This window comes from Micromonospora sp. LZ37 (assembly GCF_059359015.1).
This window is the reverse complement of the sequence record NZ_JCADBL010000006.1, coordinates 251967-266544: the sequence shown is the minus strand read 5'-3', so window position 1 is coordinate 266544 and position 14578 is coordinate 251967. Positions and strand designations below refer to the sequence as shown.

General features: G+C 73.6%; 16 protein-coding genes. 9 read left to right on the top strand and 7 right to left on the bottom strand.

The annotated features are described in order from the left end of the window. Positions 1-6 precede the first annotated feature (6 nt). The 4 genes from AC5L3Z_RS15525 (at position 7) to AC5L3Z_RS15510 (ending at position 3036) form a co-directional block, all read left to right on the top strand. Entirely contained in the window at positions 7-294 is a 288-nt protein-coding gene (locus tag AC5L3Z_RS15525; protein ID WP_494842586.1) for a DUF1905 domain-containing protein, read from the top strand. A 78-nt stretch (positions 295-372) separates the two neighbouring features. Beyond that, positions 373-984, top strand: coding sequence for a dihydrofolate reductase family protein (locus tag AC5L3Z_RS15520; RefSeq protein WP_494842584.1), 612 nt, complete (start codon positions 373-375; stop codon positions 982-984). A gap of 64 nt (positions 985-1048) precedes the next feature. Continuing rightward, positions 1049-2026 (top strand): zinc-binding dehydrogenase, encoded by a 978-nt coding sequence (locus tag AC5L3Z_RS15515; RefSeq protein ID WP_494842582.1) that lies wholly within the window; start codon positions 1049-1051, stop codon positions 2024-2026. 71 nt (positions 2027-2097) lie between these two features. After that, positions 2098-3036, top strand: a complete 939-nt coding sequence (locus tag AC5L3Z_RS15510) for a hypothetical protein (protein WP_494842580.1) — start codon at positions 2098-2100, stop codon at positions 3034-3036. 292 nt (positions 3037-3328) lie between these two features. Here AC5L3Z_RS15510 and AC5L3Z_RS15505 read toward each other — a convergent pair whose 3' ends face one another. Further along, positions 3329-3925: an ATP-dependent Clp protease proteolytic subunit gene (locus tag AC5L3Z_RS15505; RefSeq protein ID WP_494842578.1), complete on the bottom strand. Its 597-nt coding sequence runs from the start codon at positions 3923-3925 to the stop codon at positions 3329-3331. 133 nt (positions 3926-4058) lie between these two features. After that, the gene (locus AC5L3Z_RS15500; RefSeq protein ID WP_494842576.1) at positions 4059-4709 is read right to left on the bottom strand and encodes a helix-turn-helix domain-containing protein; all 651 of its coding nucleotides are present in this window, start codon (positions 4707-4709) and stop codon (positions 4059-4061) included. 146 nt (positions 4710-4855) lie between these two features. Here AC5L3Z_RS15500 and AC5L3Z_RS15495 point away from each other — a divergent pair, with 146 nt between their 5' ends. Continuing rightward, entirely contained in the window at positions 4856-5869 is a 1014-nt protein-coding gene (locus AC5L3Z_RS15495; RefSeq protein WP_334529738.1) for a potassium channel family protein, read from the top strand. Between the two features lie 45 nt (positions 5870-5914). On the opposite strand, the gene AC5L3Z_RS15490 is transcribed toward AC5L3Z_RS15495, so the two are convergent. Next, complete coding sequence (locus AC5L3Z_RS15490) at positions 5915-6406, bottom strand: MarR family winged helix-turn-helix transcriptional regulator (RefSeq protein ID WP_494842573.1); 492 nt, start codon at positions 6404-6406, stop codon at positions 5915-5917. Between the two features lie 82 nt (positions 6407-6488). Between AC5L3Z_RS15490 and AC5L3Z_RS15485 the strand changes: the two genes are divergently transcribed. Then, positions 6489-7133 (top strand): FMN-dependent NADH-azoreductase, encoded by a 645-nt coding sequence (locus AC5L3Z_RS15485; protein WP_494842571.1) that lies wholly within the window; start codon positions 6489-6491, stop codon positions 7131-7133. Positions 7134-7226: 93 nt separating this feature from the next. Here AC5L3Z_RS15485 and AC5L3Z_RS15480 read toward each other — a convergent pair whose 3' ends face one another. From AC5L3Z_RS15480 to AC5L3Z_RS15470, 3 genes are all read right to left on the bottom strand, one after another. Beyond that, on the bottom strand, positions 7227-8261 hold the full coding sequence (locus AC5L3Z_RS15480) for a 2-oxoacid:ferredoxin oxidoreductase subunit beta (protein WP_334529732.1): 1035 nt from the start codon (positions 8259-8261) through the stop codon (positions 7227-7229). After that, complete coding sequence (locus AC5L3Z_RS15475) at positions 8254-10101, bottom strand: 2-oxoacid:acceptor oxidoreductase subunit alpha (protein WP_494842569.1); 1848 nt, start codon at positions 10099-10101, stop codon at positions 8254-8256. Before AC5L3Z_RS15475 ends, AC5L3Z_RS15480 begins: the two co-directional genes overlap by 8 nt. Positions 10102-10419: 318 nt before the next feature. After that, a complete protein-coding gene (locus AC5L3Z_RS15470) occupies positions 10420-11811 on the bottom strand; it encodes a hypothetical protein (protein WP_494842567.1) in 1392 nt (463 codons plus the stop codon). Positions 11812-11960: 149 nt separating this feature from the next. Here AC5L3Z_RS15470 and ndhC point away from each other — a divergent pair, with 149 nt between their 5' ends. Continuing rightward, entirely contained in the window at positions 11961-12338 is a 378-nt protein-coding gene (gene ndhC, locus AC5L3Z_RS15465) for an NADH-quinone oxidoreductase subunit A (protein WP_494842565.1), read from the top strand. 74 nt (positions 12339-12412) lie between these two features. Here the strand turns inward: ndhC and folP are convergent, their stop codons facing one another. Further along, complete coding sequence (folP, locus tag AC5L3Z_RS15460; protein ID WP_494842563.1) at positions 12413-13282, bottom strand: dihydropteroate synthase; 870 nt, start codon at positions 13280-13282, stop codon at positions 12413-12415. 157 nt (positions 13283-13439) lie between these two features. On the opposite strand from folP, the gene AC5L3Z_RS15455 reads away from it, so the two are divergent. Continuing rightward, the gene (locus tag AC5L3Z_RS15455) at positions 13440-14060 is read left to right on the top strand and encodes a DivIVA domain-containing protein (RefSeq protein WP_494842561.1); all 621 of its coding nucleotides are present in this window, start codon (positions 13440-13442) and stop codon (positions 14058-14060) included. Then, positions 14057-14554, top strand: coding sequence for an SRPBCC family protein (locus AC5L3Z_RS15450; RefSeq protein ID WP_494842559.1), 498 nt, complete (start codon positions 14057-14059; stop codon positions 14552-14554). Before AC5L3Z_RS15455 ends, AC5L3Z_RS15450 begins: the two co-directional genes overlap by 4 nt. Positions 14555-14578 lie beyond the last annotated feature (24 nt).

Sequence of the window (14578 nt, the reverse complement as noted above, 5' to 3'; positions counted from 1 at the left end):
GGTCCGATGGATCTGGAGTTCACCGGTGAGCTGTGGTTCTGGAAGGGCCCCGCGCCGTGGCACTTCATCACGGTGCCGGAGCAGGAGTGCGGCGAGCTGGGCGCCGCCTCGTCGGCGGTGACGTACGGCTGGGGCATGATCCCGGTGACCGCGAGGGTCGGCGCCACCGCGTGGCGGACCTCGCTGTTTCCCAAGGACGGGCGGTACCTCGTGCCGGTGAGGGCGGGGGTGCGGCAGGCCGAGGGGATCGAGGTGGGCGACGCGGTGACGGTCCACCTGAGCATCGACGTCTGACCAGATCGAGGGCGCGCTCGCCGACGTCCCGCGCTGACCGCCACCCGAGCCCGACATCCGATCGGAAGGACACCACAGATGAGAAAGCTGATCGTGAGCACTTTCATGACCCTCGACGGGGTGATGCAGGCGCCGGGCGGCCCGGGGGAGGACGACAGCGGCGGCTTCGCGCACGGTGGCTGGTCGGTGAACTACTGGGATGAGCAGATGGGGCAGGTGATGGGGGAGGCGACGAGCAAGCCGTTCGCGCTCGTCCTGGGCCGCCGGACGTACGACATCTTCGCCGCGCACTGGCCGCACGCCCCCGAGGAGGAGGGCGGCCGGACGTTCAACGAGGCCACCAAGTACGTCGCGTCGCGCAGCCGGCCCACGCTGGAGTGGAGAAACTCGGTCCTGATCGAGGGGGACGCGGCCGACGGCATCGCGGCGCTCAAGCGCGAGGACGGGCCGGAGTTGCAGGTGCACGGCAGCGGCAACCTGGTCCAGACGCTGCTGCGGCACCAACTCGTCGACGAGTACCGCCTCTGGGTCTTCCCGCTCGTCATCGGGTCGGGCAAGCGCCTCTTCGCCGACGGTGCCGTCCCCGCGGGGCTGAAGCTCGTCGACAGCAGGGTCTCCAGCACCGGAGTGGTGATGGGCACGTACGAGCCGGCGGGAGAGATCGTCACCGGGTCGTTCGCGCTGGACTGACCACACGGTGCCGGGGGCGGGAACGGGTTGACCTCAACCTGGGTTCAGGTTGTCGGATGAGGCCATGCATGCCATCCGACTCCACGAATTCGGTCCCGCCCGCAACCTGGTCCTCGACGAACTGCCGGACCTGTCGCCCGGCCCCGGCCAGGTCCGGATCGCCGTGTCGGCGAGCGGGGTGCACCTGCTCGACACGGCGCTGCGCCGCGGTGAGGCCGGCGGCCCGATCCCGCTGCCGGAGCTGCCCACCGTCCCCGGCCGTGAGGTCGCCGGCGTCGTCGACCAGCTCGGCCCGGACGTGGACGGGTCCTGGCTCGGCCGAAGGGTCGTCGCCCACCTGGGCATGGTGCCGGGCGGGTACGCCGAACAGGCCGTCACCTCGGTCGACTCGCTGTACCCCGTACCGGAGCAGATGAGCTGGGCCGACGCGGTGGCCGCGGTCGGCACGGGGCGCACCGCCCTCGGCGTCTTCGAGCTGGAGCGGCCGACGGCCGACGACGTGGTCCTCGTGCCGTCGGCCGCCGGCGGCGTGGGGTGGCTGCTGGTCCAGGCCGCCGCGAGCACCGGCGCGACGGTGGTCGCCGCGGCGGGTGGCGCGGACCGGACGGCACGGCTGCGCGACCTCGGCGCGGACCTGGTGGTGGACTACGGGCAGCCGGAGTGGGTCGACCAGGTCCGGGACCGGTTCGGCGGACCGACCCTGGTGTACGACGGGGTGGGCGGACCGGTCGGCCGGGCCGCTCTGGAGCTGACCAGACCCGGCGGCCGGTTCATGATGTTCGGCTGGTCCGCCGGTGCGGCGACCCGGATCACCACCGAGGATCTGATCGGCCGCGGCCTGACCGCCGGTTGGCTCGGGCAGCGGATGCGCGCCCTGCCCGGCGGCATCCCCGGGCTCGCCGGGAGATCGCTGGAGCTGGCCGGTCGTGGCTGGTGGCGGCCGCTGGTGTCGACCTACCCGTTGGCCGAGGCCGCCCGCGCCCACGCGGACCTGGAGGGGCGCCGGGCGTTGGGCAAGGTGGTCCTCACCCCGAGCCGGTGAGCGGGTACCCGGCCGGGTGCCGCGACGAAAAGGAGACGACCGTCGGTGTCCTGCGTCCGTACCCTGACCGGGTGATCCGCACCGACCTGCCCGAGTCGCGAAGTGGGCGGTGGACGGGGTTGGCCCTCGACGTCGCGCGACCGGCACGACCCGGGCTGCGGGTAGAGGTCGCCGCCGGCCGGCGGCTGCTGCTGCGCCAGGCCGACCGTCCCGTCCTGTACGCGCGGCAGCGGGCCTCGCACTACGGCGTCCACTATGCCCGCACCGGCCGGTACCGCTCGCCGCTGCCGCCGATCGGGGCCGACGAGGCCCGGCGGGTGCGGGCGGCGAGCGCCGCCGACGACGCCCTGCTGGCGCGCTGGGCGCACTGGTTCCTCGACCGGCTGGCGACGGCCGCCGAGGGGCCGCTCCACGAGGGGCGGTGGGTGCTCGGACGCGGCATGCCCCGGTGGGCCGTGGACGGTAACTGGCCGCGCCTGACCGCCGTGGATCCAGACCGGGGGCACATCACCTGGTTCGGTTACGGCGACCCGGACGAGGACGTGCGGGACGTGCTGCCGATGCGTCGGCTCTCCCCGCCGGACGCGCCCCGGGTGCGGGCCCACCGGCGACGGCTGCGCGAGGGCGTTCCGGCGCCGGTGCTGCTCTGCTGGGTCAGCGGTCTGCACACCATGCTGGTGCTGGACGGGCACGACCGGATCGTCGCCGCGCTGGCCGAGGGGACGGTGCCGGAGGTGCTGGTGCTCTCGCCGGCCCCCGAGCCGGCGCACCTCTCGGCGCTCGAACAGTGGGCGGTGCGGCAGTACACCGGACGGATGGAGGGCCTGCGGGCCGCCGCACGGGGTGCCGACCGGCGGGTGGCGGCGGTGAACCGGCGGTTCGCCGAGGAGCTGGAACAGTTCGTCCGGATGCAGGGGCGGACCCGGGCCTGGCCGCTGCGCGGCGGTCCGGCCGCCTGGAACCGGCGGGTGGGCGCCGAGCTGCCCGGCTGGGCCCCCGCGGAAAACTGACGCCTCGACGAACCATGTAACGGTAATTGGCCGGAAAGCGCTGCGGCCGTTGCGTGAGCGCGCAGGTCGCTCCCGGCCATAGGCTCCCGTGTATCGGCGATGCAGGTCGCGGTTCCTCGTGACCCGGGTCCGGACGCGATCGAGGGGGCGCGTCCGGCTCCGCCCGTCGCCCGGCTCCATGATGGACATCGACAGCGCGCGGGGCGCCCTCGACGACCTCGTCGACCAGCCCCGACCCGACGCGCGAGCGACGGCCGGCGGGTTCTCCCCGCCGGCCATCGTCCGGTCCGGGTCAGACCCCGAGCTGGTCGGCGCGGGTGATGACGTGGTCGATCAGGCCGTAGTCGCGGGCCTGCTCGGCGGTGAACCAGCGGTCCCGGTCCCAGTCGCGCTGGATCTCGTCCAGGGTGCGCCCGCTGTGCTGGGCGATCAGCTCCTGCATGGTGCGCTTCACGTGCAGCATGTTCTCCGCCTGGATGGTGATGTCGGCGGCGGTGCCGCCCATCCCGCCGGAGGGCTGGTGCATCATGATCCGGGAGTGGGGGAGCGCGAAGCGCTTGCCCGCCGCGCCGGCGCAGAGCAGGAACTGGCCCATCGAGCCGGCGAAGCCCAGGGCCAGGGTGGCCACGTCGTTCTTCACGTACCGCATGGTGTCGTAGACGGCCATCCCCGCGCTCACCGAGCCGCCCGGCGAGTTGACGTAGAGGTAGATGTCCCGCTCGCTGTCCTCGGCGGCGAGCAGCAGGATCTGGGCGCAGATCTGGTTGGCCGAGGCGTCGGTGACCTCCGTGCCGAGGAAGATGATCCGTTCCCGCAGCAGCCGTTCGAACACCTGGTCACCGAAGGACACCTGCCCGCCGGCCAGCATCCGCACGTCGTACCCGATCATCGCGACCACCCTCCCGTCGCCGGCGGGCGAGGAGTACCGCCCGGGAACCGGCGCCTCCAGCGTGCGCCGGGGGGTGGTCGCGGCCCCAGGGTTTCTGCCGGCGGCAGATCCGCCCAGGGCAGAACCGGCCGGCCTACGCCGCGGTCAGCCGCCGCCGGCCCGCCCGGGCCCGCCGCCGGGCCAGCATCCGGGAGGTACGCGCACCGGGGCGCCCGGCCGGTGCGGAGGCGAACACCCGCACCCGGAGGCCGGCCCCGCCCACGGTCGACCCGACGTGCCACCCCGTCCCCACCGCCGGCAGACCGGCCCCGGTCGGGCCCAGCGTCGCCCCGCCGACGTGCAGCAGCCGTCCGGCCGGACCGAACGGCTCGCCGCCGGGGTGGGACCCGGCTCCGCTCGTCAGCGGCGTCGCGCCGTCGTGACCCATGTGCGGTCCCGCGTCGTCGGCGTGGAACCCGATCCGCAGGCGCGGGCCGGTGGCGTCGCCCCGGGCGGTCGGCACCCGTTCCAGCCGGGCCAGGGCGGCCCGGGGCGCGGTGGGGATCCTCGGCTCGACCCGGCGCAGGTCGTTGCGCGCCTCCTCCAGCAGGTCCGACAGGTTGATCCCGAGGGCGCGGCAGATCGCGGCGAGCACCTCCGACGAGGCCTCCTTGCGGCCCCGCTCCACCTCGGAGAGATAGGGCAGCGACACCCCGGCCGCCGCGGCCACCTCGCGCAGGGTGCGGCCCTGCCGCAGGCGTACCCGGCGGAGCACCGCACCGATCACCCGGCGCAGCAGCGACATGGGGGCCTCCTCGCGGTCCGGACTCCTCCCCATCATGCCCGGTGCCGGCCGGCCGTACCGTCCCGCTGGGCCACCCCGGCGTGCGGGCGCGCCGGGAGCGGCTATGTTGTGGGCGTGCAGGCGACCCAGGGGGAGCGGGACCGACGGTGATCCATTTCCCGGCGCAGCGGCGTGGCCCGCTCAGCGCGTTGAGCCTCCGCCTGGCCGCCGCCCTGGGCCTGGTGCTCCTGACGGTGGCGGTGGTCTACCTCGACCGGGACGGCTACCGCGACGTCGACGAGAACGGGCTGACCCTGCTCGACTGCGCCTACTACGCCGTGGTGACCCTGTCGACCACCGGGTACGGCGACATCACCCCGTACGCGCAGTCGGCCCGGCTGGTCAACGTCCTGTTCATCACCCCCGCCCGGGTGATCTTCCTGATCATCCTGGTCGGCACCACCCTCGAAGTCCTGACCGAGCAGTACCGGACCGGCCGTCGCCTGTCGCGGTGGAGGAGAACCGTGAAGGACCACGTCATCATCTGCGGCTACGGCACCAAGGGCCGTAGCGCGGTCTCCGCCCTGCTGGAGAACGGCCTGGACAAGTCCCGGATCGTGGTGGTGGAGCGCAGCGGCGCCGCGCTGCGGCAGGCCACCTCGGCCGGGCTGGTCGCGATCGAGGGCTCCGCCACCCGCTCGTCGGTGCTGGAGGAGGCGCACGTCCGCAACGCCAAGTCGGTGATCATCGCGACCGACAGCGACGACGCGTCGGTGCTGGTCGCGCTGACCGCCCGGCAGCTCACCGCCGGCCAGGTGCGGATCATCGCGGCGGTGCGTGAGGCGGAGAACGCCCCGCTGCTGCGGCAGAGCGGCGCCCACCACGTGATCGTCTCCTCGGCCACCGCCGGCCGGCTGCTGGGGCTCTCCACCTCCGCGCCGCCGCTGATCGACGTGGTGGAGGACCTGCTCACCCCCGGTCAGGGGATGGCGCTGGCGATGCGTTCGGCCGACCGGCACGAGGTCGGCAAGTCCCCGCGTGAGCTGGAGACGCTGGTCATCGCGCTGGTCCGGCGCGGCAAGGTGGTCACCCTGGCGGACCGGGCCGGCGCGGTGATCGAGACGGGCGACATGCTGGTCCACGTCCGCGACGACCGCCCCCAGTCGGCCACCACCGCCTGACCTCCCGGGACGGCACGGGTTCCTCCCGCACGCGCGCCTGGCGACTCAGCAGCCGTCGTCGGAGTCCCCGCTCTCGTCCCGGAGCGCCGCGGCGCAGTTGAGCGCGGACCCGGTGGCCGCCGTGCGGAGCAGTTCGTAGAGCGTCTCGCGCTGGTCGGCATCGAGCGCGCCGAGCACCTCCTCCTCGGCGGTGGCGAGGGCGCACTCCGCCTCACCGAGGCGTTTTCTCCCGGTATCGGTGATCTCTACCACATGGCGGCGTCGGTCCGCGGCTGAGCGACGCCGCTCCACCAGGTGCGCCTTCTCGAGCTCGTTGAGCAGCCCGACGACGTTCGTCCCGTCCATCTCCAGCTTGCCCGCCAGCGCCTGTTGGCTGATGCCCCCCTCCGCGCGCAGCACGGTGAGCGCGACGAGGTGACGAGGCCGCAGGCCGAGCGGCGCCAGCACCGACTCGGAGCGCAGCCGCATCCGTCGGGCCAGGTGATCGAGCAGGGCCCCGGAACGGTGCTCGGACTGGTCGACCGGCACGGCAGGCATGTGACCGAGTCTACCGGGGTGTCCATCGATCGGCCTGCTATAAATGATTGACGCAACACCAATCATCTGTAAGGGATAAATAATGCCCCACCTGTTGCACATCGACTCGAGCATTCAGGGCGAACGTTCGGTCAGCCGGCAGCTCACCGCCCGGGCCGCCGCCGCCTGGCGCGCCGCCCACCCGGGTGGCACGGTCACCTACCGGGACCTCGGCAGCGAGCCCCTGCCGCACCTGGACGAGGCCGGCGGCCTGGCCCGGATGGTCCCCGCCGACCAGCACACGCCGGCTCAGCAGGCATCCTGGGCGCTGACCGAGCGGCTGGTCGCCGAGGTGCAGCGGGCCGACACGATCCTGCTCGGTCTGCCGCTCTACAACTACTCCGCGCCGAGCAGCGTCAAGGCGTGGGTGGACCACCTCATCGCCCCCGGACTCGGGTACCACCCGGAGACGGGGCAGGGGCTGCTCGGCGGCCGCGAGTTCATCGTGCTGGCCAGCCGAGGTGGCGGCTACGGCTCGGGCACCCCGCGCGCCGGCTGGGACCACGCCGAGCCCTGGCTGCCGCACGGGCTCTCGATGACCGGCCTGGAGCCCCGCTTCATCACCGCCGAGCTGACCCTCGCGCCGGTGAACCCGGCCATGGCGACGCTGATCCCCCTGGCCGAGGAGAGCCGTGCGGCGGCCGAGCGCGCCATCGACGCGCTGTGGACGCCGGTGTCCGCCGCCTGACCGGTGCCACGGCACACGGAAGGGGTGGTCACTCCTCGGGAGTGACCACCCCTTCGCGGGCGGGCGTGCCGGTGTCCGGCGACCGGCGACCGGTCAGATGATCGTCCAGGTGTCGCCGCCGGCGAGCAGGCCGGCGAGCTGCTGCTCCGGGGTGTCGGTCACCGACGCCTTGGCCGTGGCGACCTGCTCCTGCACCACGCTGTCGTACGACGGGCGATCCACCGAGCGGAACACGCCGATCGGGGTGTTGCGCAGGTCCAGGCCGGGCAGCCGGGACAGGGCGAAGGCGTACGCCGGGTCGTTGACCGTGGCGTCGTGCACCACGATCTCCTCGGGCCGGGTCGCCGCGGTCTCCCGCACCTCCAGGCCGAAACCGCCCGGCGGGTGGACGACGCAGAACTGCCCGTCCTTGCCGAACGTGATCGGCTGCCCGTGCTCCAGCCGGATCAGGTAGTCGTCCCGGGTGCCCGGATCCTTGAGCTGGTCGAAGGCGCCGTCGTTGAAGATGTTGCAGTTCTGGTAGATCTCCACGAACGCCGAGCCCTGGTGCTCGGCGGCGGCCCGCAGCACCGACTGGAGGTGCTTGCGGTCGGAGTCGATGGTCCGGCCGACGAAGGTGGCCTCCGCGCCCAGCGCCAGCGACAGCGGGTTGAACGGGGCGTCCGCCGAGCCGGCCGGGGTCGACTTGGTGACCTTGCCGACCTCGGAGGTCGGGGAGTACTGCCCCTTGGTCAGGCCGTAGATCCGGTTGTTGAAGAGCAGGATCTTGAGGTTGACGTTGCGACGCAGCGCGTGGATCAGGTGGTTGCCGCCGATGGAGAGCGCGTCACCGTCACCGGTGACCACCCAGACCGACAGGTCCGGCCGGGAGACCGACAGGCCGGTCGCGATCGCCGGAGCGCGGCCGTGGATCGAGTGCAACCCGTAGGTGTTCATGTAGTACGGGAAGCGCGACGAGCAGCCGATCCCGGAGACGAAGACGGTGTTCTCCCGCGGGATGTTCAGCTCCGGCATGAACTGCTGGATCGCGGCGAGGATCGCGTAGTCGCCGCAGCCGGGGCACCAGCGCACCTCCTGGTCGGACTTGAAGTCCTTGGCGGTGAGCTTGAGGGCGACGGGCTCAGACATTCTTCAGCACCTCTTCCAGCATCGTCTCCAGCTCGGCGGCGGTGAACGGCAGGCCGCGGACCTGGTTGTAGCCGATGGCGTCGACCAGGTACTTGGCCCGGATCACGTGGGCCAGCTGGCCGAGGTTCATCTCGGGGATGACCACCCGGTCGTAGGCGCGCAGCACCTCGCCCAGGTTGGCCGGCATCGGGGCCAGGTGGCGCAGGTGCGCCTGGGCGACGGAGAGCCCGCGCTGGCGCAGGCCACGGCAGGCCGCGCCGATCGGGCCGTACGTCGAGCCCCAGCCGAGCACCAGCACCCGGGCGTCGCCGTCCGGGTCCTCCACCTCGACGTCCGGGACCGGGATCGTCTCGATCCGGGCCGCCCGGGTGCGGACCATGAAGTCGTGGTTCGCCGGGTCGTAGGAGATGTCACCGGTCTTGTCGGCCTTCTCCAGGCCGCCGATCCGGTGCTCCAGCCCCGGGGTGCCGGGGATGGCCCACGGCCGGGCCAGGGTCTGCGGGTCCCGCAGGTACGGCAGGAAGGTGGTGCCGTCCTCGCCGTTGGGCTTCGTGGCGAACTCGACCCGCAGGTCGGGCAGGGACTCCACGTCGGGCAGCAGCCACGGCTCGGAGCCGTTGGCGACGTAGTTGTCGGACAGCAGGATCACCGGGGTGCGGTAGGTCAGCGCGATCCGGGCCGCCTCCAGCGCCGCGTGGAAGCAGTCCGAAGGCGACTTCGGCGCGATCACCGCGACCGGGGCCTCACCGTGCCGCCCGTGCAGCGCCATGTTGAGGTCGGCCTGCTCGGTCTTGGTCGGCATGCCGGTGGACGGTCCGGCCCGCTGCACGTCGACGATGACCAGCGGCAGCTCCAGCGCCACCGCGAGGGAGATCGTCTCGCTCTTCAGCGCGACGCCGGGGCCGCTGGTGGTGGTGACGCCGAGCGCGCCGCCGTACGAGGCGCCCAGCGCGGCGCCGACCGCGGCGATCTCGTCCTCGGCCTGCATGGTGACCACACCGAACCGCTTGTGCTTGCTCAGCTCGTGCAGGATGTCCGAGGCCGGCGTGATCGGGTACGCCCCGAGGAAGACCGGCAGCCCGGAGCGGACGCCGGCGGCGACCAGACCGAGCGAGAGCGCCGCGTTGCCGGTGATGTTCCGGTAGGTGCCCGGCAGCATCTTCGCCGGCTTGACCTCGTACCGGACGGAGAAGTCCTCGGTGGTCTCGCCGAAGTTCCAGCCGGCCCGGAAGGCGGCCACGTTGGCGGCGACCAGCTCGGGGCGAGCGGCGAACTTGCGCTCCAGGAAGCGCAGCGTCGACTCGTAGGGCCGGGAGTACATCCAGGACAGCAGGCCGAGGGCGAACATGTTCTTGGCCCGCTCGGCGTCCTTCTTGGACACCGCGTGCTCGGCCAGCGCGCCGACCGTCATCGACGTCAACGCCACCGGGTGCACCACGTAGCCGGCGAGCGAGTCGTCGTCCAGCGGGCTGGCCTGGTAGCCCACCTTGGCCAGGTTGCGTCGGGTGAACTCGTCGGTGTTGACGATGATGTCCGCGCCGCGCGGCAGGTCGGCCAGGTTCGCCTTGAGCGCCGCCGGGTTCATCGCGACCAGGACGTTCGGCGCGTCGCCCGGGGTGAGGATGTCGTAGTCGGCGAAGTGCACCTGGAAGCTGGACACCCCGGGCAGGGTGCCGGCGGGCGCCCGGATCTCGGCCGGGAAGTTGGGCAACGTGGAGATGTCGTTGCCCAGCTGCGCCGTCTCCGAGGTGAACCGGTCGCCGGTCAACTGCATGCCGTCGCCGGAGTCCCCCGCGAAGCGGATGACCACCCGGTCGAGTTGACGGATCTGCTTGGTCACGCCTGCACCTCGCTTCGCTCAGCCCCGTCGCGCGGGCGGCTGAACCTGTTGGTGACCTCGCCGTGCCCCGCCACGTGACCTCCTTGACGCGCCGCTGCGCCCGGTCCACCCGTGGTTGGTCCGGCCCGCTGTCGATTCTCACCTCAGAGCCTACGTCGAGTCCTTAGGGCATCCTTGGTGGAGGTCCGACGAGTGGGATCGGATTTGGCGGCCTTCTGTCCGGCTTTGAGCCGTTTCGTGTTGGCCGCCGTAATCCAGATCACCGGGCGAGGGCCCGGGTCGGCGCCGCCGGGTCCACCCGGATCGGCGCCGCCGGGTTCAGTCGGCTGCCGGATTGCCGGCCGGGTCCGTCACCGGTCCGCTCATCCGCCGCCGCAGCGAGGCGGTGGCCAGCGCCAGCGCCAGCACCACCAGCACGCCGGAGACCCCGATCAGGGCCACCGCGATCTGCTGCACCGAACTCATCCCGTCGTCGCCGGAGGTCTGGCCGGCCGCGGCGAGCACCCCCTGCGAGCCGGTCGGCGTGGGGGTGGACGCGGCCGGGGTGGCCAGCGCGGCGGCGGCGTTGATCCGGAAGCTCATCTGCATCTGCCGCGTCCGGCCACTCTGCGGCTCCAGCTTGCCGAGCAGCGCTCCGGCCAGCGGCGCCTGCCGCTGGGCCTCCGGGGACGCCGCGACCGGCAGCCGCAGCGCGGCGGTCCGGCCCGCCGCGACCGTCCCCACGTCGCAGCGGGTCCGGGTCGGCCCGGCGGCCTCGCAGCCGGCCGGCGGGTTCGGCACGCTGACCCCGGCGGGCAGGATCACCTCGATCCGGCCGGCGGCGTCCACCTTGCCGGTGTTGCCCAGCCGGACGGCCAGCTCGGTCGGGGTGCCGCTGATGTCGAAGGCGACCTCGTCGGCGGCGAGCTTGATCCCCGGCACCGGCGGGCCGGGCGGGAAGAGCACGGCGAAGCCCTCGTCGTCCGCGGCGACGGCGCCCGTGTCCGCCCCCGTCGCGGTCACCCGCACCGAGCCGCTCAACGGCATCTGCCGCCAGGCGGTGCCGCCGACCCGTACCTTGATCACGCTGCTGAACCGGGCGCCGGCGGCGGCGGTCCACTCGCCGCAGCGCCATGCTCCGCCGCCCGCGGCGGCGCAGCCCGGGGTGCCGGCGTCGGTGATGCCGGCGGGCAGGGTGTAGCCGAGGCGGATCCGGGCCGACGCGGCGCCGGTGTTGGTGACGGTGACCCGCAGCGTGGTGACGGTGTTCCGGGCGTTCCAGTAGCCGGGGCCGAGCGAGATGTCGCCGGTGGTGACCCGGACCCCGGTCCGGTTTCCGCCCGGCGGGGGCGGGGGCGGCGCCGGCGCGGTGGTGGGCGGCCGGGTGGTGGTCGGGGCCGGTGCGGCGGGGGCGCTGGTCGTCGGCGCGACGGTGGTGGGCGCGGCATCGGACGGGGTCGGGTCCGGGTCCTGCGTCGGTGGTCCCGCGGTCGGCTCGGTCGTCGGCGCGGTCGGCTCCACCGGGGGCGTGGTCTCCTCCGTGGGCTCACCGGCCGGGGTGGTTTCGCCGGTCTCCGGGGTGGCGGCCCGCGTCACCGTCGGTGCCGCCGTCGCCAGGCCGGGCGCGACCGCCAGCGCCACTGCCAAACCTGTCGCCAGTGCCGCCCCGACCAGGGAAGAGGTGCGCTGGTCAAGGGTCCGCCTAGCGAAGCGCAGGTCCACGCGGGCCATCTGTCCTCCGTGACACTGGGTGAGGGTTCATTATTCGGCAACAGTTGCCTCGGGGCACCAGTCCCGTCGGGAAACGAATTCGTAACGTGTTCGGTACTGCGCCCGCTCCGGGCGGGACGGGGTCGGGGCGCCCGGTAGGCTGACCCACCGTGACCGGTTACCTGGGCTCGTACGCGACGCTCGGGCTGCTGCTGCTCGCCAGCGCCCTCTTCTTCGTTATGGCGTTCTCGGCCAACCGGGTGTTACGTCCCAGCCGTCCGGCTGATCCGCCGGGCAAGCGGGCCAGCTACGAGTGCGGTCTCGACCCGGTCGGCGGCGACTGGGCCCAGATGCAGATCCGCTACTACGTGTACGCCTACCTGTACGTCCTGTTCGCCGTCGAGGCGGTCTTCCTCTTCCCCTGGGCGGTCGTCTTCGACCGGCCCGGCTTCGGCCTGATCACCGTCGCCGAGATGGGCATCTTCGTGGCGATCGTCGCGCTCGGCATCCTCTACGCCTGGCGCAAGAACATCCTCCGCTGGACCTGACCCGCCCCCGCTGCGGTCTCGCACTCCCGGCCCGGCTCCGGGCTCCGCGCAGCCGGAGATCGGCGTCGCCGGGGTCAGGCCAGGCCGCGGCGGGTCAGGGTGGGCGGACGGTCGCCGCGGATGGAGGCGACCATGTCCAGGACGCGGCGGGTGGGGAGCACCTGGTGGGCGCGGAACACCTGGGCGCCGAGCCAGGCCGAGACGGCGGTGGCGGCGAGGGTGCCCTCCAGCCGCTCCGGCACCGGCAGGTCCAGCGTCTCGCCGATGAAGTCCTTGTTCGAGAGCGCGACCAGCAGCGGCCAGCCGGTCCCGGAGAGCTCGTCGAGCCGACGGGTGATCTCCAACGAGTGACGGGTGTTCTTGCCGAAGTCGTGCGCCGGGTCGATCAGGACGCCGTCGGGGCGTACCCCCAGGGCGACCGCGCGCTCGGCGAGCCCGGTCACCGTCGTGACCACGTCGGCGACCACGTCGTCGAAGGCGGCGCGGTGCGGCCGGGTCCGCGGCGCGAGGCCCCCCGCGTGCGAGCAGACCAGCCCCGCCCCGGTCTGCGCCGCGACCCGGGCCAGCGCCGGGTCCGCGCCGGACCAGGTGTCGTTGAGCAGGTCGGCGCCCGCGGCCACCGCCTCCACCGCCACCTCGGCCCGCCAGGTGTCGATCGAGATGACCACCTCGGGGAAGGCGGCCCGGACGGCGGCGATGGTGTCCACCGTCCGGCGGATCTCCTCGGCCACGTCGACCTCGTCGCCCGGGCCGGCCTTGACCCCGCCGATGTCGATGATCTCCGCGCCCTCGGTCACCGCGCGCTCCACGGCGCGCAGCGCGCTGTCCTGGGCGAAGGTCGCGCCCTGGTCGAAGAACGAGTCCGGCGTGCGGTTGACGATCGCCATCACCACCAGCTCGCCCGGGGCGAACGTCCGCCCACCGAGCCGCAGCGCCCCGGCCATGCCCGCCTCCCCGCCCGTCGCCGGCCGGGTCGCCCGGCCGCTGACGACGCTATCCGGTCGGCCGCCACGCCGTCGGGCCGGGACGCGCACCAGACGATCGTCGGCGAGCCCGGTGTTGGGGTCGCTCGGGGACCGGTCCCCGTGCCACGATCTGTCCATGGGTCAGGTGCTGCTCGTACTGGTCATCGCGTTGACGGTTGCCGCGGTGGTGTTCGGGGTGACCGTGCTGATCTCCGGGCGGGATCCCGGCCTGGTGCCGGCCGAGCCGGACGGCCGGGCCGTCCCGCTGCCCGGCAGCCGTCCGCTGCGCGAGGCCGACCTCGGTGCGGTCCGGTTCGACACCACGCTGCGCGGCTACCGGATGGCGCAGGTCGACCAGGCGATGCGCCGGGCCGCCTACGACATCGGCTACAAGTCCGAGCTGATCGGGGTGCTGGAGGCCGAGGTCGCGGCGCTGCGCGAGGGCCGGACCGCCGACGCCGACGCGCTGCGCCGGGCCCGCGAGGAGGCGGCCGGGCGGGCCGAGCCGGGCCCGACCGCCACCGACGCCCCGGCGCACGCGGATCCGTCCGGCGCCGTGGCGTCCCCCGGTGAGCCCGTTCCGCTCACCAGCGACCGGCCCGACGGCGACCCGGTGTGGACCGGCGACGCCCCGGCCGGCGTGTTGCGGCCCGCCGACGGCACCGGGCCGGCCGAGCCCGGCGCCGACACCCCGACCGACGCGGCCGAACCGGCCGAGGGTCGGCCCGCGGCCAGGGTCCGCTCGGAGTCGCTGTGACCGGCCGGGAGGGCGTGGACGGGCTGGGCGAGGTGGCGCAGCCCGGCGCGGGCGAGTTCACCGCCACCGTGATCGTCGACGCCCCCGCCGACCGGGTCTTCGCCGCCCTCACCGACTGGGAGCGGCAGTCCGACTGGATCCCGTTCACCACGGTCCGGGTCGTCGAGGGCGACGGCGGGGAGGGCACCCTGGTCGAGGCGGTCACCGCGCTCGGGCCGGTGGCGCTGCGCGACGAGATGCGGGTGGTCCGGGTCGACGCGCCGTACGAGGTCGGGGTGGTGCACTGCGGCAAGCTGCTGCGCGGCCCCGGGGTGCTGCGCTGCACCCCGATCACCGGGGACCGCACCCAGGTGGTCTGGCACGAGTGGTTCCACCTGCCCGGCGGAGCCGCCGGGCGGGTGGCGTGGCCCCTGCTCTGGCCCGGCTCGAAGGCCAGCCTGACCCTGGCGCTGAAGCGGTTCGCCCGGCTGGTCGAGCAGGGCCGCCTGCCCTGACCCGTCCGGCCCGTCCGGCCCCTG